A 24,651-nucleotide genomic window follows, 5' to 3' on the forward strand; every position below is an offset into this window, starting at 1 on the left:
GGACCTTTTGCCGAAAGTTAGACATCTAGTGCCGGTAGACCCCGAACCCGTGTGGGAACCCTGATTATCAACATGTCCAAACTTACTTTCGGCCTGAACAGCAAAGATGACCCCTGCATAATTGTGGCCAGCAATGGCAGATCGGGCAGTACGCTAATGTTTGACGCGCTTTGGGTGGCCTGCAAGCGTCGCCGCTGGTTCCGAAAACCAAAGGCAGGGTTTGAACCGGAATTGGCAACGGCTGAATTGCCTGCGGGATCTCTGATCAAGACCCATGATTTTCCGGCTGGCCTGAAGGGCCGCGAAAACGTCAAGGTTCTGTTCTGTTTTGGCCCCACGAAAGACTCTGCCCTTTCCGTCTATTCCGCGTTGGAGAGATTTGGGCGTGATTGGGTAGACCAGCACTTTGAACACCTTCACGCCAAGGGGACATTCGATGATCTGTTCGAATTTGATGTTCTCAATCAGGTCGAACAGATGAGGCGATGGGGCACGTTTCAGGATGTCCCTGTTCTGTGCCTCAGCTACGATGCGATCTGGCGCAGACAAGAAGATGTCCAAGATTTTCTGGGATTGAAGTTCACTTTGCCAGAGCGGGCTGAACGGGCGCGCAAGTCTATCCCTGACGAAGTTTTGGCGAAGGCTGCTGAGGTTTATGACCCCATCGACAGGGCACTGGCGGATTTGCCGGAATTGTTTGTGGCCTCGCCGGATTACGAAAGCGCCCTCAGCAAGTTGCCGGGGTAATGAGTGGCAATACCGCATCCGAACTCTGACAAACAAAAAACCCGGCTCTACGGCCGGGTTTCTTGTTCGGATTGCGCAACAGCTTAGTGCAGCTTTTCGCCCACATCGGCGATTGCCGCGTCGATAAGCTTGTTGGCTTGCGTAGCAGTCATCTGTTTGGCCAGAACCGTGTTTGCTGCGGAAACTGCAACGGTGATGGCCTGATCACGGACTTCTTTCACAGCCGAAGCCTCAGCCGATGCAATCTGATCCTGCGCAGCCGCCAGGCGGCGTGCGATGGATTTTTCCAGATCGACCTTGGCTTGTTCAGCAGCCAGAGCCGCGTCGTCCTTGGCCGCCGCAACGATAGCGTCTGCCTGCGTTTGCACTTCACGCTGCTTACGCTCATACGAGGCAAGCAGGCTGCGCGCTTCTTCATGCAGGGCGCGGGCTTCGTCCAGTTCGGACTTGATGCCCTCGGCACGGTTGTCCAACGCGCCACCGATCATGCCGGGGACCTTGAAATAGAACAGAACCGCGATGAACACGATGAAGCCCAGAAGGACCACAAAATCCGTGTTGCCAAGCGAGAAGAACGGACCTTTGGCCGCAAACGCCGGGCTAGCTGCACCGACGGTCAGGATAAGGGCAAGAGTATTCCGCATGTCACTTATCCTTTCGTCTGCGCGTCAATTGCACTGTCGATGGCTTTGGCATCCGCCTCGCCGCCCAGTGCAGTAACCAGTTCAGCCGCCGTATCCTTGGCAACCACTTGAATGCTTTCCAGCGCACCTGCACGGATTTCGGCAATTGCCTTTTCCGATTCAGCCGCCTTTGCAGCGATTTCCGCGTCCGCCTTGGCAATCGCGTCATCCAGACCGGACTGAATTTCAGCACGGGCTTCCGCTGCGATACGCTGTGCCTCAGAACGGGCATCGGCCAGCGCCTTGTTATAGGCCTCTTCGGCCTCGACCGCCTTGGCCTTCAGATCTTCGGCCGCAGCCAGGTCATTTGTAATGGTCCCCTGACGTTCAGCCAGGATTGCCGCGATGCGGGGCAGAGCCACGCGAGACAGGACCAGAAAGATGACGACCAGCGTAATGACCAGCCAGAAAATCTGGTTGGGGAACCAATCGAAGCAGAGCTGCGGCATCCCGATGGCAGAGCCATAGGAGTCGACGCACGAGCCAGCTACCTCTTTTGTAAGGGGTTCAGTCGCCATGATATCCTCCGTCGGAAACTTGTCTTTACAACAGGTGGACCGCTATGGCTTGGGCCCACCTGCGCGTAAGGATCAGGTTCCGCAGATTATACGGCGAACATCAGCAGCAGCGAGACCAGGAATGCGAAGATCCCCAGGGCTTCTGCGAATGCGATACCGATGAAGAGGGTTGCGGTCTGCGAAGCAGCCGCCGAAGGGTTGCGCAGGGCGCCGGCCAGGAAGTTGCCTGCTACGTTGCCCACCCCGATTGCGGCTGCGCCGGAACCGATTGCTGCCAGGCCTGCGCCGATGTGTGCGAGATCGCCTTCCATGATGTATCTCCTTACGAATTGGAAGTTTCGATGTTGGGTGTTCGGACCTTAGTGCGACGGATGCAGCGCATCTTTCAGATAAACACAGGTCAGAATGGTGAAAACGTAGGCCTGAATGAAGGCCACCAGGACCTCGAGGCCATACATTGCGGTGATCGCCAGAACGGACACGGGTGAGATCACGGCGACCGCAGCGAAGCCTGCGAACACCTTGATCACCGCGTGGCCTGCCATGACGTTACCGGCAAGACGAATGGAGTGGCTGACGGGGCGCACGAAGTACGAGATCAGCTCGATGATCGCCAGGATCGGGCGCAGCGCCAGAGGCGCACTGGAGACCCAGAACAGGCCCAGGAACGCGGCACCGTTTTTGACAAAGCCCAGAACGGTCACGGTCAGGAACACGGCCAGCGCCAGCGGGATAGTGACCGCGAAATGCGAGGTTGTGGTGAACGAGGTCGGGATCAGGCCCAGGAAGTTGGCGCAGACAATGAACATGAACAGGGTCATGACATAAGGGAAGAACTTGACGCCTTCCTTGCCGCAGATGTCTTCCAGCATCTTGTAGACGAAACCGTAGGTCAATTCTGCGACCGACTGCATACGTGTCGGAACAATCGCGCGCTTTGATGTCGGCAGAACCAGCAGCAGAACAACCGCAGCGATCGCAAAGAACAGCCACAGGGTCACGTTGGTGATGGTGAACATACCAACAGCGCCATCGCCAAACAGCGGTTTGACGATGAACTGATCCATCGGGTGGAATACCAGGCTGCTGCCTTCTGCTGCGGTGGTCTCAGTTGCCACGTTCAGTCCCTCTCGTCCTTCTCGGCAGCCGTCGCCGCCGCTTGTTTCTCTTGAACCTCTTTCGCGCTGCGGAGCATAACCTTCACGCCCGCGACAAGGCCCAGCAATGTGAACAGCACCAGAAAGATCGGGATCGTCCCGAGCAGGCTGTCCAGCCCGTATCCGATGCCAAATCCGATCCCCAGACCGGATACCATTTCGATGACCATCCTCCAGGCAAGCTCGCCGCCGGATATGTCACTGTCCGCGCGCTTGGGTAGCTCTTTGGCCTTTTTCGCCGCGTCGATCTTGGCCTCAAGCTGCGCCATACGCTGCTTTTGGTCATCATCAGTCACGGGCGTTTCCTTCGCACAGTCTTGGGTAGGGTGCTAAGGGGCACGGCGCGCAGAGTCAACGGCATTGAACGCTCGGACAAGATCAATTTAAGTATTTGTTTTTAATTCATTTTCCTTCACGTCACCAGCCTGACACGTCAGCCGCACCTGACGACTTGCGCTCAAAACCGCTGAAATCGCATATTCAACCAAATGGTTGACCAAACCCGGGCGCTGTGGTTCAGCGGAACCATGTCCAACGATCTCGATACCGTCTTTGCTGCCCTCGCCGATCCCACGCGCCGCACCATCCTTGCGATGTTGCTTGAGGACGACATGGCCGTGACCGACGTGGCAGAGCCGTTCGAGATGTCGCTGGCTGCGATCTCGAAACATCTGGTGATCCTGACCAAGGCCGGGTTGATTAGTCAGGAAAAACGTGGACGGGTAAAATGGTGCAAGCTAGAGCCCGACGCGCTGAGGGCCGCGTCTGTCTGGATGCAAGGGTTTGGACAGTTCGAGCCGGTAAACCTAGACGCGTTCGAACGGTTCCTCGAAGTCGAGCTACCGACTGCAAAAGAATAACGCAGTCACCGCACGACAAAGACGGAAACGCGGGCGTGCTTGGCCAGATAACCGGCGTGGCTTGATAGGATATAATCCATGATACGGGGCGCATGTGTGCCGACCACGATCAGGTCCGCACCGATGTCTTCCGCTGCCTTGGCCAGATCTGCATCCACCTCGATCGCGACGTCAACCGAATGGATATTTTGAAAGGCGACTTCTGTGCCGCTGTTCTTGGCCAGATGATCCGCAAATTCCCGTAGGTTATCGCCGATTGTGGCGTCTGTTTGGACGGGGTCACCGGGCTGGGTTCCCGTGACGCTCACAACTGTGATCTTGGCACCTTGCCACTTGGCAATTTCGGCGGCGACATTTGCGGCTTTGCGAACCTCGGGCGGCAAATGCAGGTCAACCGGAAACATGATGTGGTTATACATGGTGCAACCCTCCTTGGCCCGAGCATAGGAAAACCCGCATGTATCAGCTTTGATCTGCCTCAAGAGCGGGCTTTGCATCAGGTGCCTCGTCCGGGCGCAACAGCATGAGCAACGCGGCACAGGTCAGAACCACACCAACCAGGATCAATGCAGCCGGGACACCATTTCCAAGCGCAATTTCCCACAGGATCACCCAACTGGGCACAAGATACGTGTAGGCCATCACTTTAGCGGACGGCAGGCGCAGGGCCGAGAACTGAACCAGCACAAAACTAGCCGCCGTGGCAAAAATCGAGACGTACAGCAATCCGGCCCAAACGATCATTGGCAGGTTTGCCCAATCGGTTGCACGAATGTCGGACCAGCCATATAGCGTCAGCATCAGGCAACCTGCCAATATCGTACCAAATGCAAACACGACCGCCGGTTCACCGCGGTTGAGCTTGCGAACCATAGGTGTGTAGATCGCATGCGCGACGCACCCCCAGAAATAGATGATTTCTCCGGTCCCGATCTGGAAGGCCGTAAATGCCTGCCAATCCGCCCTGAAAATAACCCACAGCGCGCCGACTGCCCCGATGGTAAGCGCCAACGCCATTCGGGGTGTGGTCACTTGTCGAAGCAAAACCCAGCCCGCCACGGCGGACAGAACCGGCGTCAGGGTAAAGACGGCTGCAGCACTGACAGGTGGGGCTGTTTTCAGGCCATGGAACATAAGAACGAAATAGGTGGCAAATAGCCCGCCCAGCACCAGATAGCGCCAGGGCGCTCGTGCTGCGCTGCGCGGCAGACCGGTTGTCAAAAGCGCAGCAACCCCGATCACTACCGCAGCAATTGCGAACCGTGCCGCCGTAACCACCTCGGGGGCAATTTTGTTGGCGATCATGGAACCCAATGAGAAACTGCCCGCAACCAACGCTGAAAAAATAAGCATGGCCAAATGGCCAAGGGCTTGCGGGCTCATGGCAACCAACTTTTGGATTGTTCTTTCAAAAAGGTCAGGAACGCCTGCACCTTGGTCGTGCGATGCAGGTCAACATGAGTGACCAGCCACAAATTGCCGAACCATTCCGGCATCGGCTTAATGACCTCGACCAGACTCGGATCGCGGGCGGCCTCCCACCGGGCCATGAAACCTATACCTGCGCCGGACAGCACTGCCTCGCGAATGCAAAAGTTGTTCGTGCAGCGGAACGTGATCCGTTCGACCGGCACTGTCTGACGTAACCAGCGTGAAAACGGAGCGCGGCTGTTTTCATCATCCGTGCTGACGAAGTAGTGGTTTGCAAAATCCTCGATGGTCGCCGGCTTGCCGTATCGGTCAATATAATCCCTACTGGCATAGAGACCGACTTCCTGCGTGATGAAAGGTTGCACAACATTGTCTGGCTGATCAGGGGCCGAGCCCGCACGGATGGCCACATGCGCCTCGCCGTATTCCAATCGAAACAACCTGTCGCCCGTCAGGTAGCGCACGATCAGGTCCGGGTGCACGCGTTGAAACTCGCTCAGGACCGGAACGACCAAGGGTGCCAAAGAAGACAGTGACGTTACAACCAACTCGCCCGACACATCATCCCCGCGACCTTTCATGCGCCCGACCAGTTGGTTGAACTGATCTTCGGTTGCCTGCGCGACGCGCAGCAGGTCTTCCCCGGCCTCAGTGGGGGTGTAGCCGCGCGCATGACGCTGGAACAGTTTGATCCCCAACCGCGCCTCGATTGCATCGATATGCCGGATGACCGTGGCATGATGCACACCCAGTATTTCGGCCGCGCCGCTGACCGTACCCATTCGCGCGACCTGATAGGCGGTTCTCACCTCATCCCAATTGTCCATTGCATCGGTTCCATTGTGCAAATTTCAACATTCACTGTTGGAGTATCAGAGTTTTGTTCGTAGACGCAACAATCATATTGGGATCAGAGCGAAAAACCTTACTCAATCAGGACTGAACCCAATGACCAAGACCATCCTGCATATAGACGCCTCGGCCCGCCGCGAAGGATCTACCACCCGTGACTTGTCCGACCGGATCGTGAAACACCTGAACGCCGGACGTATCATTCGCCGTGATCTGGCGACTCCGCTGCCGCTTTTGACCGAGGACTGGATTGCTGCGAACTTTACCCCTGCCGATCAGCGCGACGAAGTTCAGCGTGACCAACTTTCCTTGTCTGACGAACTGGTAGCAGAGTTGCAGCAGGCGGATACGATCGTCATCGGCCTACCGATCTATAACTTCTCGGTCCCGGCGGCCTTCAAAGCTTGGATAGACCTTGTTGCCAGGGTTGGATTGACCTTTTCCTATACCGAGAACGGCCCCAAAGGCCTATTGGAAGGCAAACGCGCTGTACTGGCCATCGCGTCGGGCGGAACGGCTGTGGGGTCAGACATAGACTTTGCCACTGACTATGCCAAACACGTGCTGGGCTTTATCGGCATTCACACCTTCGATGTTATTGCCGCTGATCAGATGGCACTGGACGCCGAAGCCACGCTGGACAACGCGCGTCAGGCTGTTTCAGAACTGGCCGCTTGATTGACCTCTGGTCTTTACATATTCAAACGTCCAGTCTGCAATTGAACACGATTGCGCAGACTGGACGTTTATCATGAAGAAAATCGGAATTTTGGGCGGTGTGGGCTGGGCCTCAACCGTTGATTATTACAGGGCCATCGCGCAAGGCGCCGGGCAGTATTTTGCAGAGCGTGGTCATGAATCCCCCCTGCCGATCCCGCCCATGACAATCGAATCTGTCACACAGGCCAAGACCCGCTCATTGAGAGGCGTCGCCGGGGATGAGGAAAGCTGGGCCACCTTTGACGCCGTCTTTCGCGATGCCTTGCTGACCCTGGAACATGCGGGTTGCGATTTCGGCATTATCGCCTCCAACACGCCGCACATGCGCCTGCACGCGATCCGGCAGGGCGTTTCCATGCCGATCCTCAGTATCTTCGACGCCGCAGCCGAAGCAACCGCCGCAACCGAAGCCACGCAGGCCCTGGTTCTGGGCACGACTGTTACGATGCAGGCATCGAACTATGCCGATAGGTTGGCCAAGGCCCAGATTAATGCCAACGCGCCCCTGCCGGACGCCGAGATTGCCGAGATGCAGAATATGATCGACACGGATTTCTACGGCGGCGCATCAGAAACGGCGCGGGCCCGGCTGGTGGCCTATTGCAACAAACACGCCAAGCCCGGAACCGCGATCCTACTGGCCTGCACCGAACTGCCGCTGGCCTTCCCCGACAATCTGGACGACGCCGTGTTCGAGGCGGACGGGCATCTATTCGTCAATCCCTCGGCAGCGCATGTCGCAGCAGCGTTAAAAGAGGCACTTGAATCCTGATCAGGGCAGCCAAGTCACGTCACAGCCGATCCGGCCGAAAAACGCCATCAGGTCCCCGCGCGCCATTGCGATGGTGCGGTCGTTGACCAGCGGGTGCATATAGATCACGTCGGCCTGCTGCCCCGCTGCATCCATAAAGAACCGGACGTTGTTTTCCACACCGTTTATCATCGCCAGTGGGCTGACCGCGCCGGGCCGAATTCCAAGGTTCTGCATCAGCCGATCCGGCGAACCGAACGAAAGGTTCCCGACGCCCAGTTCCGCGCCCAACGCCTTAAGGTCTATGTCTCGGCTTTGTTCCAACGTCACCAGATAGTTCCGCTTTTTCTTATCGCGCAGATAAAGGTTTTTCAGGCGCAGCGCGTTCTCACCGGGGACCATGAACTGATCTTCAACCGCCTTTGACTCCTCCACCGTGCGCAGAGGGACATGGGTGTGCAGCCTGTAGGCCAGCCCCCACTCATCCAATTTGGCCAGCAACGCGTCAGAGCTGAGCGGCAATGTATCCTGAAAGGCAGATGAGGCGTCCATGATACTCTCCTGAATTTTTTGCGCTCATCGCGTACCGTGGCGGTAATTTCAAGCCACGACAGCATGGGATTTCAATGTTAGCGTCCGGCCATGAAAGTGACGCGCAAGACACCAAACCAACTGATCCTGTCCAACAGGCCGTGGCTGATTGGCATTATGCTGGTCTTCTTCATTCTCTGCTTTGTCGGGGCTGGCCTGTCGATGATTGCCGAAGGCGACTGGTCCGGCATTTTCGTCGCGCTGTTTGGCGGCGGCATGGGATTTATTGCGTTCTGCGTATTCGTTCGCCGCGTGCAGGTCATTCTGGACCGCAACACCGACAGCATTCTGATCCGACGGCAATCCATCTTTGGCTATGAAACGGTACGGCATGTTTTGTCCAACCTTTCACATGCCGAGGTCGAGACCACTACGTCGAACGGCAACAACGGCTCCAGCACGATGCACCGGCCCGTCTTGATCCTCGACCAAGGCATGAGCGCGGGACGCCACCCCATCGTCAGCGCCTATGTCAGCGGGCACGGGTCTCATCGGATGGTCGATGCCGTCAATGATTGGCTTCCGGCACGCACGGTTGACTCTGACGATCAATCGGCCTAAAGCCCCATCCAAACATCCGGAAGCGTCTGACCTTCCGGTCCCTTGAGTCGTTCAGGGATCGCCCCCCACCAGCGAGTTTCGCCCGTGGGGGCAATGCCATTTGGCATTACCCCCACGTCTAATTCAGTGGGAGGGGGCAATTGTGCATTTAACCCGTGCTTCTTATCTGAGAAGCGCCACCAGATAACCGGCTAAGGAGGCCGAAGGCATGTTTGAAAATCTATCCGAACGCCTTTCTGGCGTCTTTGACCGGCTGACCAAACAGGGCGCGCTGTCTGAAGAAGACGTCAAGACCGCCCTGCGCGAAGTTCGCGTTGCGCTTCTTGAGGCCGATGTCTCGCTGCCGGTTGCACGTGAATTCGTCAAGAAGGTGCAGGAACAGGCAACCGGTCAGGCGGTGACCAAGTCGATCACCCCCGGTCAGCAGGTCGTCAAGATCGTACATGACGCGCTGGTCGATACGCTGCGTGGCGAAGAAGACCCCGGCAAACTGAAGATCGACAACCCGCCCGCCCCGATCCTGATGGTCGGCCTGCAAGGCTCGGGTAAGACGACCACCACCGGTAAGCTGGCCAAGCGCCTGAAAGAGAAAGAGGGCAAGAAGGTCCTGATGGCCTCGCTCGACGTCTATCGCCCGGCGGCGATGGATCAGTTGGCCGTTCTGGGCACGCAGGTCGGCGTCGATACCCTGCCAATCGTGCCGGGCCAGAAACCCGTCGACATTGCCAAGCGTGCCAAACAGCAGGCGACGCTGGGCGGCTATGACGTCTACATGCTGGACACCGCGGGTCGACTGCATATCGACGAAGTCCTGATGGACGAGGTCGAGCAGGTCCGCAACGCGGTCGATCCGCGCGAGACCTTGCTGGTCGTCGACGGTCTGACCGGTCAGGTCGCCGTTGAAGTCGCCGAAGAGTTCGACGCCAAGGTCGGCATCTCGGGCGTGGTCCTGACCCGTATGGACGGCGACGGGCGCGGTGGCGCGGCGCTGTCGATGCGCGCGGTCACTGGCAAGCCCATTCGCTTTGTCGGTCTGGGCGAAAAAATGGACGCGCTCGAAACCTTCGAGCCGGACCGGATCGCCGGTCGTATTCTGGGCATGGGCGACATCGTTGCCTTGGTAGAAAAGGCCCAGGAAACGATGGAGATGGAACAGACCGAGCGCATGATGAAGCGCATGGTCAAGGGTCAGTTCAACATGAACGACCTGAAAATGCAGCTAGAGCAGATGATCCAGATGGGCGGCATGCAGGGAATGATGGGCATGATGCCGGGCATGGGCAAAATGGCCAAGCAGGTCGAAGAAGCAGGCATGGACGACAAGGTGCTCAAGCGCCAGATCGCCATGATCCAGTCGATGACCAAACGCGAGCGCGCCAATCCGCAACTATTGCAGGCCAGCCGCAAAAAGCGGATCGCGGCAGGTTCGGGGATGGAAGTCAGCGACCTCAACAAGCTGCTCAAGATGCACCGGCAGATGTCGGACATGATGAAAAAGATGGGCAAGATGGGCAAAGGCAAGATGCTGAAACAGGCCATGAAAGGCATGTTCGGCAAAGGCGGCCCCTCGCCCGAGGAAATGGCTGCGGGCATGGACCCCAAGGCACTGGAACAGGCGGCAAAGGCGATGGGCAAGATGCCCGGCGGCATGCCCGGAATGGGTGGCGGCATGGCGCTGCCTCCGGGCCTCAGCGGCTTTGGGAAGAAGAAGTAAACTGTGACCGTCGCCCCCACCATAACCACTGCGCGCCTGACGCTGCGCCATCATCGGCTTGAGGATTTCAAGCCAATGGCTGCGCTATTCGCGTCGGAGTGGGCAAAGTATATGGGTGGGCCCATTTCAGATGACGAATTGTGGCGTTGGCTGGGTGCGGAAGTCACCAGTTGGCAATGGCTGGGCTATGGCAGTTGGGCCGTAGATCTGACCGAAACTGGCGAACTCATTGGGCAGGTTGGCGTCAACAAACCGCCGCGTTTCCCCGAAGTGGAATTGGGGTGGTGCATCTTCCCAGGCTTTGAGGGTCAAGGACTAGCGTTTGAGGCGGCTTGCGCGGCGCGCGATTGGGCCTTTGAAAATACAGGGCTTAGCACGTTGGTCAGCTATATCGACAACGACAACGCGCGCTCGATTGCTTTGGCAAAACGTTTGGGTGCGATCGAAGACAAATCCTCAGCGCGCCCGGACCCTGCGGATGTTGTGTATCGCCATCCTCACCCGGATGAGCTGCAAGGCGGGATGGAGGCTTACGCATGACCTCTTTCACCATCCCCACTGTCGAGACCGATAATCTGATCCTGCGCGCCCCTCATCAAGACGATTTGCCTGCGATGACAGCATTCTTTGCATCCGAACGCAGCCGCATGGTCGGCGGCCCCAAGACGGCGCTGGAAACATGGCGTTCGTTCATGGGGCGGTTCGGGCACTGGGCGGTGCTGGGTTATGGCGGCTGGCATATCGTCGAGAAGGCCAGCAACGCGTTTGCGGGCTGGACCGGTATGATCAACGCGCCGGGCTGGGACGAACCCGAACTGGGTTGGGTCGTCATGGATGGGTTCGAAGGCAAAGGCATCGCTTTTGAAGCCGCAAAAGCTGCCCGCGCCTATGCCGCACGCCATCAGGGTTTGAACGCTCCGATCTCGTACATCGCCCATGACAATGACCGCTCGCGCGCGCTTGCGGAACGTCTTGGTGCCACGTACGAGCGCGAAGGCGAGGTTGTCGGCACCCCCTGCCAGGTTTGGCGGCACCCGAAACTCGATATTTCCGACCCTGCTTTGACGCCTGAGAGGAGCGCCCAATGACCAACCCCGTGACACAGGCTGCCACGCTGTTGAAAGAGCATCGCGAAAGCATCGACCGGCTGGATGCGATCCTTGTCTATACGCTGGGCGAGCGGTTCAAGCACACGCAGGCCGTTGGCAAGCTCAAGGCCGAACACGACCTTCCCCCGTCCGATCCCACGCGCGAAGCCGCGCAGATCGCTCGGTTAGAAGACCTGGCGAAAGAGGCCGATCTGGACCCTGACTTCGCCAAGGCTTTTCTGAATTTCATCATTCAGGAAGTCATCCGACACCACCGGAAACATCAGGAATAACCCGTTTCCACAAATACCAAGAATAGCCGGACAAGACCCCGATCTTTAAAAAATTCACGCCTCTGGCGTGATGCCATTCAAAGGAGATACCACCATGGCAATGAAAATTCGTCTCGCCCGCGGCGGCTCGAAAAAGCGTCCCTTCTATCGCATCGTGGCGGCCGACAGCCGTATGCCCCGCGACGGCCGTTTCATCGAGAAACTGGGCACCTACAACCCGCTGCTGCCCAAAGACAGCGAAGAGCGCGTGAAAATGAACATGGAGCGCATCCAGTACTGGCTGGATCAGGGCGCCCAGCCCACCGACCGGATCGCACGTATGCTGGAAGCTGCCGGCACCCGTGACAAAGCCGAGCGCAACAACCCCAACAAGGGTACCCCGGGCAAGAAAGCCCAAGAGCGCGCCGAAGAAAAAGCGGCCAAGGCTGCTGAAGCGGCAGAAGCTGCTGCTGCACCGGCTGAAGAAGCGGCTGCAGAAGAATAAGCAGGCGGGCGCGTGCGGGATCAGACGTTCACCGACGATTTTCGCACGCAGTTTGACCTGTTGCTGCGGCTCCGGCGTGATGTGCGCCGGTTCCGCACCGACGCAATTGACGAGGCAGTGCTGACGCGCTGCCTCGACGCGTTTCGGTTGGCCCCTTCGGTGGGGCTGAGCGAACCCTGGCGCGTGATCCGCGTCGAAAGTCAGCCCGCGCGCGACGCGGCGCTGCGAAATTTTCAAACCGCCAACGCGCAGGCGTTGGAAGGCTATTCTGGCGAAAAGGCGCAGCTATACAGCCGCCTGAAACTGTCGGGGATGCAAAAGGCCCCGGTGCAACTGGCCGTGTTCTGCGACGACGCCACCGACAAGGGGCAAGGTCTGGGCGCAGGCACAATGCCCGAGATGCGGCGCTATTCCGTAGTTTCAGCCATAACCCTGTTCTGGCTGGCTTTGCGGGCTGAGGGGCTGGGGCTGGGCTGGGTGTCCATTCTTGACCCTGACCAGATGGCGCGCGATCTGGATGTGCCTGATGATTGGCGGCTGATCGGTTATTTCTGCGTTGGATATCCCAAAGACGTATCGGACACGCCCGAACTGGAGCAAGTCGGATGGGAAAACCGCAACGACAGCCTGCCTGTCGAGGTGCGCTAAGCAGATGTTCGGATTGTTACGCCTTCCCATTCTGATGATGATCGCCTTTATTGTCGGCGTGTTCTTCGAACGCTCGAACCAGCGCGAGGTGTGCGAAACACGCGGGCAATGGGAAGACGGGCTATGTGTGACGGATGGGACAAATGAGTGATCTGATCTGCGTCGGCAGTATTGCCGGGTCGTATGGCGTGCGCGGCGAGGTGCGGCTGAAAAGCTACTGCGCCGTCCCCGAAGATATCGAAGCCTATTCGCCCCTGACCAACGAGGCGGGCGACGAGCGGTACCCTCTGGTCCTGACCCGTTCGATCAAGAATGGTTTCGCTGCCCGGTTGGGCGGCATCGAGACCAAGGAACAGGCTGATGCGCTGAAGGGTCTGCGCCTGTTTGCGCGCCGTGATCAATTGCCTTCATTGCCGGATGATGAGTTCTATCATTCCGACCTGATCGGGCTTGAGGTCTATGACACCGGCGGCACCCTGCTGGGCCGGGTAAAGTCGGTGCAAAACCATGGCGCCGCTGATTTGTTGGAATTGCACGGGTCGGGGCTGAAATCCACCGTCCTGCTGCCTTTCACGCTTGAGGCCGTTCCGACCGTTGACCTTGAAAAAGGCCGTATCGTCGCCGATCCCCCTGAAGGTTTGATCTGATGCGGCGAATCCTGCTGCATTTGGGTTTACATAAAACAGGCACTACAGCTGCACAGTCTTTTCTTTTCGAAAACCGCGAACTGATCTGGCCCCACTTTGCGCTGGTGCTTCCTTACCGCACGCGCAATTCCGGTCTTTCACGGGCTGCCACCAATCATTCTGTCTATGGGCTGGCCGGGACTCTTTCAGAGTTCGAACGCCAGATATCGGCCTTTCTGGATACGCTCGATTTCGGTGAAAAGCGCGGGTTGATTGTCAGCGAAGAGAACTTCGCGGGCCTCCGTCCCAGCCGTAATCTGGAACAAGGTTACGCCGCCGCGCCCGAGCTTGCGGCCAGCCTTGTGAACGCTGTCCGGCATAGGTTTTCCGGACAAGAGGTCAAGATTACCGTCTACCTGTCCCTTCGGCAGCGCGGAAGCTGGCTGCGCAGCCTTTGGGCGCACGATCTGCAACGTATGCGTCAAGTGCAGGATTTCGAAACATATTGCGAAAGCATGGAAACCCTCGCCCCGCTGCAAGCCACAGTGGACCGGATTAGCGAAGCGCTTCCGAATGTCACGGTTCTGTCCGAGTGGCTGGAAGATTTGCAAAAGCTGCGGTTTGGCCCGGGTGCGCCTTTTGCAGATTTTCTGGACCTGCACCAAGAAAAAGTCAACCTGCTGGCCCCGCCTGCACACTCCAACCCCAGACTGCCAGAGGACGTTCTGGCAGAATTGCTGGACCTGAATCGTTCTCGTCTGGACGAGGCCGCTCTGGTCGCGCAAAAGAAGGCCATCGTCGAACACGCGCAAAAGGCTCTGATTGGCAGGATATGACTGACAAACCTTCAAAGTCCCACGGTCGCAAGGCGATCCGACCGACCCTGAAACCGCGTGAGCTGCTGACCCCAACACCGGACCTGCACGGCGTGTGGAAAGCAAAGATCATCACGCTGTTCCCGTCGGCCTTTCCCGGTGTGCTGGGCGAAAGTCTGACTGGCAAAGCATTGCAAGAAGGGTTGTGGCAGCTAGAGACAATCGACCTGCGTCAGTTCGGCGTTGGCAAGCACCGCAATGTGGACGACACCCCAGCCGGAGGCGGCGCAGGAATGGTTCTGCGCGCCGATGTTTTGGGCGAGGCGATTGAACATACGATGGCGGGGGTGCGTGGGAATTGGCCGTTGATCTATCTCAGCCCGCGCGGACGCCGGATGGACCAGCGCATGATGCAGAACCTTGCGCGTTGTGACGGCATGACCCTGCTTTGCGGTCGGTTTGAGGGCGTGGACGAGCGTGTGCTTGAGCATTACGGCGTTCAGGAGGTCTCGTTGGGCGATTTTGTCATGACAGGCGGCGAAATCGCCGCTCAGGCGCTGATTGACGCAACGGTGCGTCTGATCCCCGGCGTTTTGGGCAACCAAGCCTCAGCCGAGGAGGAAAGCTTTTCATCCGGGCTGTTGGAACACCCGCAATATACTCGCCCCGCCGAATGGAAGGGGCGTGCAATCCCCGATATCCTGATGTCCGGTCACCACGGTCGCATCGCTGATTGGCGGCACGACATGTCCGAGCAGATCACCCGCGAACGCCGGCCCGACCTGTGGGACGCCTATCGCAAGTCGCGCGACTAACCTGCTTTCCACCGCGTCCAGATATCGGGCGGGCCATTGAACGTATTGATATCCACCGGCCCATCTACGCCGGGAACCAGCCCGGTTCCGGTGTACTGCCAAAACCGCCAGACCGCTTTGGGATAGACGGTGCGCGGATGCCCCGCGACAGACCGCAGCCAGAATTCGGTCTTTGGCAGGCGGCCGATTTCTGTATCGCCATAGAAATCCACGGTCGTATAGACGATCGGACGGCGCCCATAATGACGTTCCAAAATATCAAGGAACCGCTGTGCCTCGGCCCGAACGGTTGCGCCATCGGGGCGCAAAGTGCAGGTCTTGGAATGCGGCGTCCACTCCATGTCCAGCACATGCGGCAGGTCTGATCCTCGGGGCACGTTCTGGATGAACCAGCGCGCCTGCTCATGGGCGGGACGGCAGAAATAGTAATAGTGATACGCGCCCCATGGTACCCCAGCCGCGCGCGCGCCGACGCGATGCGCTTCAAACATCGGGTCTGCGACGTCCCCGCCCTCGGTGGCCTTGATGAATACGAAGCTGACACCTGACGCCTTGGCGCGCCGCCAGTCGATTGGCCCCTGCCACCGCGACACGTCCAGCCCGTGCACCGGGTATTGACCGGGATGCCGCCCCTCCCAGTCATGGGGGTCGGCATCGCCAAAGGATGGGAAGACCACCGAAGGCGACGTTGTATCCAGAAAGGCCTTGGCCTCGACCTGCTGCGGCGGAGGGCTGTTGCGACCGCAAGACAGGGTCGCAAAGGCAATGAATGCCAGCATCAGAGCTGTGCGCATGATCTGTTCCTGTATAAATTTCTGCTCGTATAATTGCCTTCCAGAATGCCTGATCGACCCCGTAAGGCAACGGTGTTGTTTTTGGGTGGCGAAAACTCACCAACCGGCCCTGTAAAATATGACGATTTGGGCTTGATCCCTGCGTTCAAAGCCCTTAAACGACCGCAATCCGGTGCCGCATTTGCGCGACTCCGGTGTTTTGGTTTGGCCCATGTCGTGACGCCCGGCTTTCTTCGGCCCCGGCGCGGCGGAACAAACCGCACCAAGGAACATTCGATCTGACCTCTGGCGGGCTGTACGCAGGACCCGGTGAAGACCAAGAGCTCTCAGCCCGTGCCCAAACTTCGTGGACCAACCACGAGCAGATAGGAGTGAATGCGATGGACTTGATCGCACAGCTTGAGGCGGAACAGATTGCCGCCCTGGGGAAAGATATCCCCGATTTCAAAGCCGGTGACACCATCCGTGTCGGCTTTAAAGTGACCGAAGGGTCGCGTACCCGTGTGCAGAACTACGAAGGTGTCTGCATCGCGCGCAAAGGTGGCAGCGGCATCGCCGGTTCGTTCACCGTCCGCAAAATTTCGTTCGGCGAAGGCGTGGAGCGTGTGTTCCCGCTGCATTCGACCAACATCGACAGCATCACCGTTGTCCGCCGTGGCCGCGTCCGTCGCGCCAAACTGTACTATCTGCGCACCCGTCGCGGTAAATCCGCACGTATCGCAGAGGTCACCAACTACAAGCCCAAGGCTGGCGCCGAGGCGTAAGGAGCGGAAAGATGAAAAAAGACATCCATCCCGACTACCACATCATCGACGTCAAACTGACCGATGGCACCGTGGTTCAGATGAAATCCACCTGGGGCGCCGAAGGCGACCAGTTGGCCTTGGAAATCGACCCCTCCGTGCACCCCGCATGGACCGGTGGCGGCGCGCGCCTGATGGACGCCGGCGGCCGCGTGTCGAAGTTCAAGAAGAAATACGAAGGTCTGGGCTTCTAAGCCTAACCCGGTTCAATTGCAAAAGGCCGTCCCTTCGGGCGGCCTTTTTCTTTTTCCGACACAGCAAGGGTCTTTGGACGCTGCTATCTGCACAAAGAACTATAGTGTCAGCGCAGGCGACGAAAAAACCCGAGGAGGCATCCAGAGCCTGCTTACTGCGCCTTACGCGTTAACTCGGCCGCGCTGTGCAATGGCGGCACCGGCCCACGCAGCAGCAGCAGCGCCAGCACCATTCCAATCAGTGCAGCAATGGCCGTGATCATCATCGCGCTGTCAAAAGCGTTGTCCTGCAAATCCCGCAAGGCTTTGGCCAATGCCGTTCCACTTTGCGGATCCATCCCGGCGATCAACTGCTGAATCTGGTTGGGCGTACCGTGCGTCAGCGCATGGGCCAGATCTTCGCGCTGCGTCGAGCCTGCGGGCAAGGCGTTAATCACCTCAGACAGGCCGCGACGGGTGGTGATCGCTTCGGCAAGTCCGCACACGACCGCCCCCAGAGTTGCCCCAAAATAGAGACATGCGTTTATCACGCCCGACCCCTGCCCCACATGCTCTTCCGGCAGCAGTCGCAGGCCGAGGCGCGGCAAAAGCGAGAAACAGATGCCCAGCCCGATCCCAACGACCATTAGCTTCCACCAGATTTCGCCATACTGCGTGTTATTCGTTGTGGCCATCAGCAACAGGAACCCGCACGCCATCGCCCCCAATCCGATGACAACGGGCCACCGGAAGCTGTAGGGGGCCAGAAACCGCGGTGCCGTGACCGAAATCACGAACATGCTAAGGCTGAGCGGCATGATCGCAAGCCCAGCGCCCACGGAGGAATACCCAAAGGCGTCCGGCGACTGTACGAAAGTGTTAAAATAGACAAAGAACCCAAACAGCGTGAAGCCGGTGAAAAACATCCCTGCCGCGGCCATGAAATAGCGCGGATGGCGAAAATACCTCAGCTCGATCAGCGGATCATCACTGCGGCGCGCTGCGAGAACAATACCCACAGTTGCCAGCGCTGCAACGGCCAGCGGCACCAGCGTCATGGGCGTGCCCCAACCGTTGCTTTCCCCGTTGCTGAGCGCAAAAGACAACGGCCCCAGAAGCAGCAGGATTGCAATGGCCCCCAGAAAATCGAACCGCGCCCCGGCCAGACGCGTATCCGGGACATATTTTTGCTTGCTGACGTTCAAACCGATGACAAACGCGATCACCAAAAGGATCAGATCGGTTGCAAACACGGCGCGCCAACTGACGTAATGGGCAAAGGCACCACCAACAATTGGACCAACGCCAATTGCCAAGCCTACGATGGCGCCCCAGGCTCCGGTCATGCTGGCGCGTTGTTCCTCGGGCGTCGCCGCAGTCAACAACGACAGAGAAGTGCCAAACAACGCCGCAGCGCCCGCCCCTTGTGCGCCGCGCCCTAGCAAAAGCATCGTGCCATCTTGGGCGAAAAGAACAAGAGAGGACCCAACCGCGAAGACGACCATGCCAAAGAAGAACACGCCCATCTTGCCCGTGATATCCCCCAACCGACTGACGATAGTCACCAAGGTGGCGCTGGCGACGGTGTAAGTCGCCATAACCCATTGCAGGCCTGACGGGGTCAGGTCGAACTCGGCCTTGAGGTTGGGCAGGATGGTCGCGACTGCCGTGGTGTTGAACCCAACAACCATCATGCAGATCGCGGTCATAGCCAGAACAACCCGTGCGCCATTGGGATGTGAATTCGTCTGTGACATCGCTCCGCCCTCAAACCCACCTGACGTCTTTGGGACGCCACATCAACACCTTAGCAGGTTTCTGCCCAGCGCACAGCCTCAGATCCAATAGGACAGGGCCAACGGCAAAACGACGATCGTTGCCAGTGTGGATACCAGAATAAATCCGGCCACGTCCGGGCCGTATTCCGGCATGTGCTGATCAATAAAAAGGTAGGTCGCCACCGATGACGGCATCAGACAGCAAAGGATAACCGCCCCGCGCTCTGCCCCGGTAAAGCCGAATGCCCAGACCAAAGCGGTTGCTATCACAGTCGCCATAATCAGGTGCAACACGGTCAGGATCACAGCGCGGCCGAGGCGGTGCACCTGAAGGCTTGCCAGCGTGTGACCAAGTGTCAAAAGCATCAGCGGGATGGAAAGACCGCCGAGAATATCAAACGACTTGGCCACAGGTTGCGGCAGGCTGTACCCCGTCGCCATCAGCGCCAGTGAAACAATAACCGCGTAGATGATCGGGGACGTGGCCAGTTTCTTCGGGGAAAATTCACCTGCCGGAATCCACATACCCACGGTGAAGATGCTGATCAGGACGACCACCACAAATCCCATCGTATAGGCCATCCCAGCGTCGCCCAGCGCCAAAAGCGTAATCGGCAGACCGATATTGCCGACATTGCCGTGCATCAAGGGCGTCAGAAACGCGCGAACCGGCAGGCGCATGGCCCTGAGCGCCACAAACCCCAATGCGCCAAAGCCTGCAATCGCCAGCGCCGCCGCAGCCATCACGTCCAAGAACGTGGCCACTGCGATCTTTGTCGTCGAAAGGTGCGAGATGATCAGCGTCGGATACCCAACCCGAGACACAATCCCACCGATGACCTTGTTGTCGAACGGGGCTTTGAACAACGCCAGGCTGTACCCGATCCCGGCGCAGATCAGCACGGGAAGGACCACGTTCAGCACATTCAGAAACAGATGGTCCACTGCAAGCCCCTGATCCAAATTCGTAATTTTGACAGTGAAACAGGTGGCAATGTTTGGCAAGCGCGCGACCAAATCCACCCTGAGATTTCAGCAACAGCGAATTTTATTGCGCGTTCACAGTGTTTCGGGTTCTTCCCTTCCCCGTTTCCACAACATATAGTGGTTTTCAACAACGTGTGGTCAAACACGGCGGGATGTGGGAATACAGGCATGGCACATATCATCGTAGTGGGGAACGAAAAGGGCGGCGCAGGCAAGTCGACCGTTTCGATGCACGTCGCCACAGCACTGGCACGGTTGGGCCATAAGGTCAGCACGCTAGACCTTGATCTTCGGCAGCGCAGCCTGGGGCGTTATTTCGAAAATCGCTCTAATTTCCTTAAAAATTCGGACCTGACCCTGCCGACACCGCGTCACCACGACCTGCCCGAGATCGACGCGACCAAATTGAAGCCGGGCGAGAACATCTATGACCACCGCCTGTCTGCCGCAGTTGCCGAGTTGGAAAGCGACAGCGATTTCATCCTGATTGACTGCCCCGGCTCGCATACACGTCTTAGCCAAGTGGCGCATTCGCTGGCCGATACGCTGATCACGCCGCTGAATGACAGCTTCATCGACTTTGACCTGCTGGCGCGGATTGATTCAAAGGGCGAGAAAATCCTCGGCCCGTCGGTCTATTCCGAGATGGTCTGGAACGCACGTCAGTTGCGCGCGCAGGCGGGTTTGAAACCGATCGACTGGGTTGTTGTGCGCAACCGTGTGGGCACGCAGCGCATGGTCAACAAGGAAAAGATGCAACGCGCGATCGAGATGCTATCGCAGCGCATTGGCTTTCGCGTCGCCTCGGGCTTTTCCGAACGCGTGATTTTCCGCGAGTTGTTCCCACGTGGCCTGACCTTGCTGGACCTCAAGGATATCGGGGTCAAGCAGCTCAACATCTCGAACATCGCCGCGCGTCAGGAACTGCGTGACATGATGAAAGAGCTGAACCTGCCGGGCGTCGAGATCGACTTTTAACCGTTGCACACGGTAAACAGCTCTTTCGGTTCCGCCACACCGCGCAGCATGTAACGCCCGACCGAGATCAAATCCTGACTGCATGGCATGGCCGCTTGCGCCACATCGTCTGAAATCAGAATGCGCTGACCCGGCGACCGGTGCATACCTGCGATCCTTGCCGTCTGATTTACCGCAGGCCCGATCACAGTGAAATCAAGGCGGCTTTCCGACCCGATGTTGCCGTACAAAATCTCACCCGCGTGAAGGGCCAGCGTGAAATTGGCAACCGGAAGGCCAGCGGCACTGCGCTCTTCGTTCAGCGTCCTGATGCGTTCCTGCAGCATAGGCACGGCTTTCAAGGCCGCACGGGCGTCTTCGTCAATTTCGCCCACGTCGAACATGGCCATCAGCCCGTCGCCCATAAACTTCAGGATATTCCCGTCATTGTCGTGCACGACCCCAACGGCAACAGCCAGGTAGTCATTCAGCATGTCTATGATTTCGCTGCCCGGCAATTCTTCGGACAGGCTGGTGAACCCCTCCAGATCAAAGTTCCAGATCACGGCATCAATCTGCTGCAAAGACCCTCGCCGTATTTCGCCCGAAAGAACACGACGACCGGCTTCGCGCCCCAGATAGACACGCATCAGGTCCTTTGATACCCGCGCATTCGACGCCGATTTCAGGGCCAACCCCAAATGGGGCAACGCGGTATTTATCAACTCCAGATCGCCGTCACGGAACCCTTCTGGAGCGTTGGACGTCCAGGACAGCAACACCCCATCCACAGGCTTCTTGGCGTCCCGCGGCGCGTTATGGGTCGGGACATCAAACGTCACGCCACGCGCGTAATATTCGGTCGCCCCACTCTCTCTGAGATCATTGATCAGGGGAAACCGGCTGGGTTCGTTCTGATCCACCATGCGTTCGTGCACAACCTCGACATCTTCGTTGAGAATGGCAAAAAGCGGGCTTTGCTGCCAATCCTCGCTGACTTCTTCCGAGTACTCGAACTTTTGATAATCCCCGCCGCGCCCCTGGTACCAGCTATAACCTGTACCGCCATAAACCGGGTGCAACGCGGATTGCGCCGCGTGAAACCGCATCAGCGGCACGCCCATATCGACAAGCCGCGTACAATACCCGTCCAGAAGTTCTTCCTTTTCGGCACCAGCTAGGCCGCGCGATACCAGCCAATTGATAAGATCGTTCGTTTTCGCCGCGTTGGAGTCCGGGGCTGTCATGTCTAAATCCTGCGTCCACTCAGGGTTTCATCTGGGGTCATCACGAACAGATTACCAGTCCTTACACCATATCCGCCAGTCGCCGCAGCATTTGGCGCAAAAGGGCAACTTCGTCCGCGCTGAACATCCCCGCCAGCTTTTCGTCATATCGCTGGGCAATATCGCATAATTCGCGATAAACCGTTTGCCCGGCGACTGTCAGCGTCAGTATTTCAACCCTGCGATCTGTGTCGCTTCGTTTGCGTAGCAGATATCTGCGCTGTTCAAGCCTGCTGACCGCACGACTGATCTTAGTCTTGTGGATCCGCGCGCGCTCACCAATCTCTTTCGCGGTCATTTCGCCGTAATTGCCCAGATGGAACAAAACGCGCCACTCAGTGCGCAACATCCCATACCGGTCCTTATAGGCGCGCTGAAACTCCAACGAACTTTCCTCGGCCGCCCGGTTCAGCAGATAGGGCAGGAAAACCCGCAGATCAAATTCATCTTTTTTGTCGGAATCCGCGCTAGTCATGCTTGTTAGTTACAAAATCAACTATTATCGGACAAGTAGCAAATGGAGGAACACGGGATGAATCGTCCGACTGATCCGCACAGCCTGACACAAGCCAGCAGCCCGGTAGGGACGCACGAAGGCTATATGCCCGGCTTTGGCAACGACTTCGAAACCGAGGCCCTGCCCGGCGCTTTGCCCCAAGGGATGAACAGCCCGCAGCGCTGTAATTACGGATTGTATGGTGAGCAACTCAGCGGCACCGCCTTTACGGCCAACCCGCCCGAGCGGACGTGGTGCTATCGTATCCGGCCTTCGGTAAAACATTCGCATCGCTACGAAAAGATCGACCTGCCCTATTGGAAATCTGCACCTTTTGTTGATCCGGATGTGATCAGTCTGGGCCAGTACCGCTGGGACGCGGTGGCCCATTCGGACGAAGGGCTGACATGGCTGACTGGGATGCGCACCATGACCACGGCTGGCGACGTGAACACGCAGGTGGGCATGGCCAGCCATATCTATCTGGTCACCGAATCCATGGTGGATGACTACTTCTTCTCAGCCGATTCCGAGCTGCTGGTTGTGCCGCAGGAAGGCCGCCTGCGCTTTGCGACCGAATTGGGGATCATCGACCTCGAGCCGAAAGAGATCGCCATCATCCCGCGCGGTCTGGTGTACCGGGTGGAGGTTCTGGAAGGTCCCGCGCGCGGGTTTGTCTGCGAAAACTACGGACAAAAGTTCGAATTGCCCGGCCGCGGTCCAATCGGGGCCAATTGCATGGCCAATCCGCGCGACTTCAAAGCCCCTGTCGCTGCGTTTGAGGACCGTGAGGTTCCCTCGACCGTCACTGTCAAATGGTGTGGTCAGTTCCATACGACGAAGATCGGTCAAAGCCCGCTGGACGTGGTGGCATGGCACGGCAATTACGCGCCCTATAAATACGACCTACGCACGTATTGCCCGGTCGGAGCGATCCTGTTCGATCACCCCGATCCGTCAATCTTTACCGTGCTGACAGCCCCATCAGGTCAGCCGGGTACGGCCAATATCGACTTTGTCCTATTCCGAGAACGCTGGATGGTGGCCGAAGACACGTTCCGTCCGCCGTGGTATCATAAGAACATCATGTCCGAGTTGATGGGCAACATCTACGGCCAGTACGACGCCAAACCTCAGGGCTTTGTTCCCGGTGGAATGAGCCTGCACAACATGATGCTGCCGCACGGCCCCGACCGCGAGGCGTTCGACAACGCGTCAAACTCCAACCTTGGGCCGGACAAGCTGGACAACACCATGTCCTTCATGTTCGAAACCCGGTTCCCTCAGCATTTGACCCGATTTGCAGCAAGTGAAGCCCCGCTGCAGGATGACTACATTGACTGCTGGACCTCTCTTGAGAAAAAGTTTGACGGTACGCCGGGGAAAAAGTGATGAGCTTCGATATCTGGATCACCTATGTCGCAACAGTGCTGCTGTTGATGAGTACACCGGGCCCCAGCCAGTTGCTGATGCTGTCGAATTCGGCGGCCAACGGGTTGAAGCGCGGCCTATTCACAGCGGCAGGCGATCTGACGGCGAACCTGCTGCAGATGCTGGCGGCTGGACTGGGCCTTGCCGCAATCATCGCAGCGTCGGGCACAGCGCTGGCGGTGATCAAATGGCTGGGCGTTGCTTATCTGGTTTATCTTGGACTTCGCATGATTGTGAAAACCGGAGGGAAGCAGACCCAATCGGCGCGACCTGCCAGTCGCAAAGCGCTCTGGACGCAGGGCTTTGTCACCTCGGCCGCGAACCCCAAGGCCGTGGTTTTTTTCGCGGCGCTGTTTCCCCTGTTCATCGACGGGGCGCTTCCGTTCTGGCCACAATTCGCAATCCTCTCGGCCACATACCTGACACTCGATGGGCTATTCCTGACTGCCTATGGCGGCAGCGCCAGTTGGTTAGCCACGCGCCTGAAAGGGTCCGCCCGGCTGTGGTTGGATCGGGCCGGTGGCAGCTTCATGATATTGGCGGCCCTTCTGCTGGGCCTGAAATCCCTGCGGGATACTTAAAAAATCAGAAA

At 58.1% G+C, this 24,651-nt stretch carries 35 protein-coding genes; 21 read left to right on the top strand and 14 right to left on the bottom strand.

Annotation, left to right across the window (positions count from 1 at the left end; genetic code table 11):
- Positions 1-72 precede the first annotated feature (72 nt).
- Positions 73-747, top strand: coding sequence for a hypothetical protein (locus GOX73_RS18370; RefSeq protein ID WP_171135054.1), 675 nt, complete (start codon positions 73-75; stop codon positions 745-747).
- An 83-nt stretch (positions 748-830) separates the two neighbouring features.
- Here GOX73_RS18370 and GOX73_RS18375 read toward each other — a convergent pair whose 3' ends face one another.
- From GOX73_RS18375 to GOX73_RS18395, 5 genes are all read right to left on the bottom strand, one after another.
- Positions 831-1,391: a F0F1 ATP synthase subunit B gene (locus GOX73_RS18375; protein WP_171125325.1), complete on the bottom strand. Its 561-nt coding sequence runs from the start codon at positions 1,389-1,391 to the stop codon at positions 831-833.
- A gap of 5 nt (positions 1,392-1,396) precedes the next feature.
- Complete coding sequence (locus tag GOX73_RS18380) at positions 1,397-1,948, bottom strand: F0F1 ATP synthase subunit B' (RefSeq protein WP_171125327.1); 552 nt, start codon at positions 1,946-1,948, stop codon at positions 1,397-1,399.
- An 86-nt stretch (positions 1,949-2,034) separates the two neighbouring features.
- The gene (locus tag GOX73_RS18385; protein ID WP_005981269.1) at positions 2,035-2,259 is read right to left on the bottom strand and encodes a F0F1 ATP synthase subunit C; all 225 of its coding nucleotides are present in this window, start codon (positions 2,257-2,259) and stop codon (positions 2,035-2,037) included.
- Between the two features lie 48 nt (positions 2,260-2,307).
- The gene (locus tag GOX73_RS18390; protein WP_171126877.1) at positions 2,308-3,066 is read right to left on the bottom strand and encodes a F0F1 ATP synthase subunit A; all 759 of its coding nucleotides are present in this window, start codon (positions 3,064-3,066) and stop codon (positions 2,308-2,310) included.
- 2 nt (positions 3,067-3,068) lie between these two features.
- A complete protein-coding gene (locus tag GOX73_RS18395) occupies positions 3,069-3,401 on the bottom strand; it encodes an AtpZ/AtpI family protein (protein ID WP_171126878.1) in 333 nt (110 codons plus the stop codon).
- A gap of 231 nt (positions 3,402-3,632) precedes the next feature.
- Here GOX73_RS18395 and GOX73_RS18400 point away from each other — a divergent pair, with 231 nt between their 5' ends.
- Positions 3,633-3,965, top strand: a complete 333-nt coding sequence (locus GOX73_RS18400) for a metalloregulator ArsR/SmtB family transcription factor (protein ID WP_171126939.1) — start codon at positions 3,633-3,635, stop codon at positions 3,963-3,965.
- Between the two features lie 5 nt (positions 3,966-3,970).
- Here the strand turns inward: GOX73_RS18400 and GOX73_RS18405 are convergent, their stop codons facing one another.
- The 3 genes from GOX73_RS18405 to GOX73_RS18415 are packed head-to-tail and all read right to left on the bottom strand — an operon-like array spanning position 3,971 to position 6,223.
- Positions 3,971-4,384 (bottom strand): universal stress protein, encoded by a 414-nt coding sequence (locus GOX73_RS18405; protein ID WP_171126879.1) that lies wholly within the window; start codon positions 4,382-4,384, stop codon positions 3,971-3,973.
- Between the two features lie 43 nt (positions 4,385-4,427).
- The gene (locus GOX73_RS18410) at positions 4,428-5,348 is read right to left on the bottom strand and encodes a DMT family transporter (protein WP_171126880.1); all 921 of its coding nucleotides are present in this window, start codon (positions 5,346-5,348) and stop codon (positions 4,428-4,430) included.
- The gene (locus tag GOX73_RS18415; RefSeq protein WP_171126881.1) at positions 5,345-6,223 is read right to left on the bottom strand and encodes a LysR family transcriptional regulator; all 879 of its coding nucleotides are present in this window, start codon (positions 6,221-6,223) and stop codon (positions 5,345-5,347) included. The genes GOX73_RS18410 and GOX73_RS18415 overlap by 4 nt, the downstream gene beginning before the upstream one ends.
- A 121-nt stretch (positions 6,224-6,344) precedes the next feature.
- Here GOX73_RS18415 and GOX73_RS18420 point away from each other — a divergent pair, with 121 nt between their 5' ends.
- Positions 6,345-6,926 (top strand): FMN-dependent NADH-azoreductase, encoded by a 582-nt coding sequence (locus tag GOX73_RS18420; protein ID WP_171126882.1) that lies wholly within the window; start codon positions 6,345-6,347, stop codon positions 6,924-6,926.
- A 73-nt stretch (positions 6,927-6,999) separates the two neighbouring features.
- On the top strand, positions 7,000-7,740 hold the full coding sequence (locus GOX73_RS18425; RefSeq protein ID WP_171126883.1) for an aspartate/glutamate racemase family protein: 741 nt from the start codon (positions 7,000-7,002) through the stop codon (positions 7,738-7,740).
- Here GOX73_RS18425 and GOX73_RS18430 read toward each other — a convergent pair whose 3' ends face one another.
- Positions 7,741-8,271, bottom strand: a complete 531-nt coding sequence (locus GOX73_RS18430) for a prolyl-tRNA synthetase associated domain-containing protein (RefSeq protein ID WP_171126884.1) — start codon at positions 8,269-8,271, stop codon at positions 7,741-7,743.
- A 90-nt stretch (positions 8,272-8,361) separates the two neighbouring features.
- On the opposite strand from GOX73_RS18430, the gene GOX73_RS18435 reads away from it, so the two are divergent.
- The 11 genes from GOX73_RS18435 to trmD all read left to right on the top strand — a co-directional run bounded on the left by GOX73_RS18435 (position 8,362) and on the right by trmD (position 15,354).
- Entirely contained in the window at positions 8,362-8,871 is a 510-nt protein-coding gene (locus GOX73_RS18435; protein WP_171126885.1) for a hypothetical protein, read from the top strand.
- 208 nt (positions 8,872-9,079) lie between these two features.
- The gene (gene ffh / locus GOX73_RS18440) at positions 9,080-10,585 is read left to right on the top strand and encodes a signal recognition particle protein (RefSeq protein ID WP_170418150.1); all 1,506 of its coding nucleotides are present in this window, start codon (positions 9,080-9,082) and stop codon (positions 10,583-10,585) included.
- 3 nt (positions 10,586-10,588) lie between these two features.
- Positions 10,589-11,125, top strand: a complete 537-nt coding sequence (locus GOX73_RS18445; protein ID WP_171126886.1) for a GNAT family N-acetyltransferase — start codon at positions 10,589-10,591, stop codon at positions 11,123-11,125.
- Positions 11,122-11,673, top strand: coding sequence for a GNAT family N-acetyltransferase (locus GOX73_RS18450; RefSeq protein WP_171126887.1), 552 nt, complete (start codon positions 11,122-11,124; stop codon positions 11,671-11,673). The genes GOX73_RS18445 and GOX73_RS18450 overlap by 4 nt, the downstream gene beginning before the upstream one ends.
- Positions 11,670-11,966, top strand: coding sequence for a chorismate mutase (locus GOX73_RS18455; RefSeq protein ID WP_170380494.1), 297 nt, complete (start codon positions 11,670-11,672; stop codon positions 11,964-11,966). The genes GOX73_RS18450 and GOX73_RS18455 overlap by 4 nt, the downstream gene beginning before the upstream one ends.
- Before the next feature lie 94 nt (positions 11,967-12,060).
- Positions 12,061-12,450 (top strand): 30S ribosomal protein S16, encoded by a 390-nt coding sequence (gene rpsP, locus GOX73_RS18460; protein WP_170350323.1) that lies wholly within the window; start codon positions 12,061-12,063, stop codon positions 12,448-12,450.
- Positions 12,451-12,462: 12 nt separating this feature from the next.
- Positions 12,463-13,098, top strand: coding sequence for a 5,6-dimethylbenzimidazole synthase (gene bluB / locus GOX73_RS18465; RefSeq protein ID WP_171126888.1), 636 nt, complete (start codon positions 12,463-12,465; stop codon positions 13,096-13,098).
- A gap of 4 nt (positions 13,099-13,102) precedes the next feature.
- Positions 13,103-13,249, top strand: coding sequence for a hypothetical protein (locus GOX73_RS18470; RefSeq protein ID WP_171125351.1), 147 nt, complete (start codon positions 13,103-13,105; stop codon positions 13,247-13,249).
- A complete protein-coding gene (rimM, locus tag GOX73_RS18475; protein ID WP_171126889.1) occupies positions 13,242-13,745 on the top strand; it encodes a ribosome maturation factor RimM in 504 nt (167 codons plus the stop codon). The genes GOX73_RS18470 and rimM overlap by 8 nt, the downstream gene beginning before the upstream one ends.
- Positions 13,745-14,560 carry a hypothetical protein gene (locus GOX73_RS18480; protein WP_171126890.1) on the top strand — a complete coding sequence of 272 codons (816 nt, stop codon included), beginning with the start codon at positions 13,745-13,747 and terminating at the stop codon, positions 14,558-14,560. Before rimM ends, GOX73_RS18480 begins: the two co-directional genes overlap by 1 nt.
- Positions 14,557-15,354 carry a tRNA (guanosine(37)-N1)-methyltransferase TrmD gene (gene trmD / locus GOX73_RS18485; RefSeq protein WP_171126891.1) on the top strand — a complete coding sequence of 266 codons (798 nt, stop codon included), beginning with the start codon at positions 14,557-14,559 and terminating at the stop codon, positions 15,352-15,354. The genes GOX73_RS18480 and trmD overlap by 4 nt, the downstream gene beginning before the upstream one ends.
- Here the strand turns inward: trmD and GOX73_RS18490 are convergent.
- Complete coding sequence (locus GOX73_RS18490; RefSeq protein WP_171125359.1) at positions 15,351-16,148, bottom strand: GH25 family lysozyme; 798 nt, start codon at positions 16,146-16,148, stop codon at positions 15,351-15,353. The genes trmD and GOX73_RS18490 overlap by 4 nt on opposite strands.
- A 45-nt stretch (positions 16,149-16,193) precedes the next feature.
- Between GOX73_RS18490 and GOX73_RS18495 the strand changes: the two genes are divergently transcribed.
- The 3 genes from GOX73_RS18495 (at position 16,194) to rpmE (ending at position 17,145) form a co-directional block, all read left to right on the top strand.
- On the top strand, positions 16,194-16,430 hold the full coding sequence (locus GOX73_RS18495; RefSeq protein WP_171126892.1) for a hypothetical protein: 237 nt from the start codon (positions 16,194-16,196) through the stop codon (positions 16,428-16,430).
- A 98-nt stretch (positions 16,431-16,528) separates the two neighbouring features.
- A complete protein-coding gene (gene rplS / locus GOX73_RS18500; protein WP_039541573.1) occupies positions 16,529-16,912 on the top strand; it encodes a 50S ribosomal protein L19 in 384 nt (127 codons plus the stop codon).
- A gap of 11 nt (positions 16,913-16,923) precedes the next feature.
- Complete coding sequence (gene rpmE, locus GOX73_RS18505; RefSeq protein ID WP_170388151.1) at positions 16,924-17,145, top strand: 50S ribosomal protein L31; 222 nt, start codon at positions 16,924-16,926, stop codon at positions 17,143-17,145.
- A gap of 152 nt (positions 17,146-17,297) precedes the next feature.
- Here rpmE and GOX73_RS18510 read toward each other — a convergent pair whose 3' ends face one another.
- Both GOX73_RS18510 and GOX73_RS18515 read right to left on the bottom strand, forming a co-directional pair.
- The gene (locus GOX73_RS18510; protein WP_171126893.1) at positions 17,298-18,881 is read right to left on the bottom strand and encodes an MFS transporter; all 1,584 of its coding nucleotides are present in this window, start codon (positions 18,879-18,881) and stop codon (positions 17,298-17,300) included.
- A gap of 78 nt (positions 18,882-18,959) precedes the next feature.
- Entirely contained in the window at positions 18,960-19,847 is an 888-nt protein-coding gene (locus tag GOX73_RS18515; protein ID WP_171126894.1) for an AEC family transporter, read from the bottom strand.
- Between the two features lie 210 nt (positions 19,848-20,057).
- On the opposite strand from GOX73_RS18515, the gene GOX73_RS18520 reads away from it, so the two are divergent.
- Positions 20,058-20,867 carry a division plane positioning ATPase MipZ gene (locus GOX73_RS18520; RefSeq protein WP_171125364.1) on the top strand — a complete coding sequence of 270 codons (810 nt, stop codon included), beginning with the start codon at positions 20,058-20,060 and terminating at the stop codon, positions 20,865-20,867.
- Here GOX73_RS18520 and GOX73_RS18525 read toward each other — a convergent pair.
- On the bottom strand, positions 20,864-22,093 hold the full coding sequence (locus GOX73_RS18525; protein ID WP_171126895.1) for an adenylate/guanylate cyclase domain-containing protein: 1,230 nt from the start codon (positions 22,091-22,093) through the stop codon (positions 20,864-20,866). The two genes, GOX73_RS18520 and GOX73_RS18525, sit on opposite strands and share 4 nt — an antisense overlap.
- A gap of 61 nt (positions 22,094-22,154) precedes the next feature.
- Positions 22,155-22,607, bottom strand: coding sequence for a MarR family winged helix-turn-helix transcriptional regulator (locus tag GOX73_RS18530; RefSeq protein WP_171126896.1), 453 nt, complete (start codon positions 22,605-22,607; stop codon positions 22,155-22,157).
- Between the two features lie 57 nt (positions 22,608-22,664).
- Here GOX73_RS18530 and hmgA point away from each other — a divergent pair, with 57 nt between their 5' ends.
- Positions 22,665-24,020 carry a homogentisate 1,2-dioxygenase gene (hmgA, locus tag GOX73_RS18535; protein ID WP_171126897.1) on the top strand — a complete coding sequence of 452 codons (1,356 nt, stop codon included), beginning with the start codon at positions 22,665-22,667 and terminating at the stop codon, positions 24,018-24,020.
- Entirely contained in the window at positions 24,020-24,640 is a 621-nt protein-coding gene (locus GOX73_RS18540) for a LysE family translocator (protein WP_171126898.1), read from the top strand. The genes hmgA and GOX73_RS18540 overlap by 1 nt, the downstream gene beginning before the upstream one ends.
- Positions 24,641-24,651: the final 11 nt, after the last annotated feature.

The organism is Ruegeria sp. HKCCD7221 (assembly GCF_013031225.1).
Classification (GTDB): Bacteria; Pseudomonadota; Alphaproteobacteria; order Rhodobacterales; family Rhodobacteraceae; genus Ruegeria.

Bases quoted from the DNA above. Each gene is read 5' to 3' on its own strand.
- GOX73_RS18370 (WP_171135054.1), top strand. From the start codon at position 73: ATGTCCAAACTTACTTTCGGCCTGAACAGCAAAGATGACCCCTGCATA.
- GOX73_RS18375 (WP_171125325.1), bottom strand. From the start codon at position 1,391: ATGCGGAATACTCTTGCCCTTATCCTGACCGTCGGTGCAGCTAGCCCG.
- GOX73_RS18380 (WP_171125327.1), bottom strand. From the start codon at position 1,948: ATGGCGACTGAACCCCTTACAAAAGAGGTAGCTGGCTCGTGCGTCGAC.
- GOX73_RS18385 (WP_005981269.1), bottom strand. From the start codon at position 2,259: ATGGAAGGCGATCTCGCACACATCGGCGCAGGCCTGGCAGCAATCGGT.
- GOX73_RS18400 (WP_171126939.1), top strand. From the start codon at position 3,633: ATGTCCAACGATCTCGATACCGTCTTTGCTGCCCTCGCCGATCCCACG.
- GOX73_RS18405 (WP_171126879.1), bottom strand. From the start codon at position 4,384: ATGTATAACCACATCATGTTTCCGGTTGACCTGCATTTGCCGCCCGAG.
- GOX73_RS18410 (WP_171126880.1), bottom strand. From the start codon at position 5,348: ATGAGCCCGCAAGCCCTTGGCCATTTGGCCATGCTTATTTTTTCAGCG.
- GOX73_RS18415 (WP_171126881.1), bottom strand. From the start codon at position 6,223: ATGGACAATTGGGATGAGGTGAGAACCGCCTATCAGGTCGCGCGAATG.
- GOX73_RS18420 (WP_171126882.1), top strand. From the start codon at position 6,345: ATGACCAAGACCATCCTGCATATAGACGCCTCGGCCCGCCGCGAAGGA.
- GOX73_RS18425 (WP_171126883.1), top strand. From the start codon at position 7,000: ATGAAGAAAATCGGAATTTTGGGCGGTGTGGGCTGGGCCTCAACCGTT.
- GOX73_RS18430 (WP_171126884.1), bottom strand. From the start codon at position 8,271: ATGGACGCCTCATCTGCCTTTCAGGATACATTGCCGCTCAGCTCTGAC.
- GOX73_RS18435 (WP_171126885.1), top strand. From the start codon at position 8,362: ATGAAAGTGACGCGCAAGACACCAAACCAACTGATCCTGTCCAACAGG.
- ffh (WP_170418150.1), top strand. From the start codon at position 9,080: ATGTTTGAAAATCTATCCGAACGCCTTTCTGGCGTCTTTGACCGGCTG.
- GOX73_RS18450 (WP_171126887.1), top strand. From the start codon at position 11,122: ATGACCTCTTTCACCATCCCCACTGTCGAGACCGATAATCTGATCCTG.
- GOX73_RS18455 (WP_170380494.1), top strand. From the start codon at position 11,670: ATGACCAACCCCGTGACACAGGCTGCCACGCTGTTGAAAGAGCATCGC.
- rpsP (WP_170350323.1), top strand. From the start codon at position 12,061: ATGGCAATGAAAATTCGTCTCGCCCGCGGCGGCTCGAAAAAGCGTCCC.
- GOX73_RS18470 (WP_171125351.1), top strand. From the start codon at position 13,103: ATGTTCGGATTGTTACGCCTTCCCATTCTGATGATGATCGCCTTTATT.
- rimM (WP_171126889.1), top strand. From the start codon at position 13,242: ATGAGTGATCTGATCTGCGTCGGCAGTATTGCCGGGTCGTATGGCGTG.
- GOX73_RS18480 (WP_171126890.1), top strand. From the start codon at position 13,745: ATGCGGCGAATCCTGCTGCATTTGGGTTTACATAAAACAGGCACTACA.
- trmD (WP_171126891.1), top strand. From the start codon at position 14,557: ATGACTGACAAACCTTCAAAGTCCCACGGTCGCAAGGCGATCCGACCG.
- GOX73_RS18490 (WP_171125359.1), bottom strand. From the start codon at position 16,148: ATGCGCACAGCTCTGATGCTGGCATTCATTGCCTTTGCGACCCTGTCT.
- GOX73_RS18495 (WP_171126892.1), top strand. From the start codon at position 16,194: ATGCCTGATCGACCCCGTAAGGCAACGGTGTTGTTTTTGGGTGGCGAA.
- rplS (WP_039541573.1), top strand. From the start codon at position 16,529: ATGGACTTGATCGCACAGCTTGAGGCGGAACAGATTGCCGCCCTGGGG.
- rpmE (WP_170388151.1), top strand. From the start codon at position 16,924: ATGAAAAAAGACATCCATCCCGACTACCACATCATCGACGTCAAACTG.
- GOX73_RS18510 (WP_171126893.1), bottom strand. From the start codon at position 18,881: ATGTCACAGACGAATTCACATCCCAATGGCGCACGGGTTGTTCTGGCT.
- GOX73_RS18520 (WP_171125364.1), top strand. From the start codon at position 20,058: ATGGCACATATCATCGTAGTGGGGAACGAAAAGGGCGGCGCAGGCAAG.
- GOX73_RS18525 (WP_171126895.1), bottom strand. From the start codon at position 22,093: ATGACAGCCCCGGACTCCAACGCGGCGAAAACGAACGATCTTATCAAT.
- GOX73_RS18530 (WP_171126896.1), bottom strand. From the start codon at position 22,607: ATGACTAGCGCGGATTCCGACAAAAAAGATGAATTTGATCTGCGGGTT.
- hmgA (WP_171126897.1), top strand. From the start codon at position 22,665: ATGAATCGTCCGACTGATCCGCACAGCCTGACACAAGCCAGCAGCCCG.
- GOX73_RS18540 (WP_171126898.1), top strand. From the start codon at position 24,020: ATGAGCTTCGATATCTGGATCACCTATGTCGCAACAGTGCTGCTGTTG.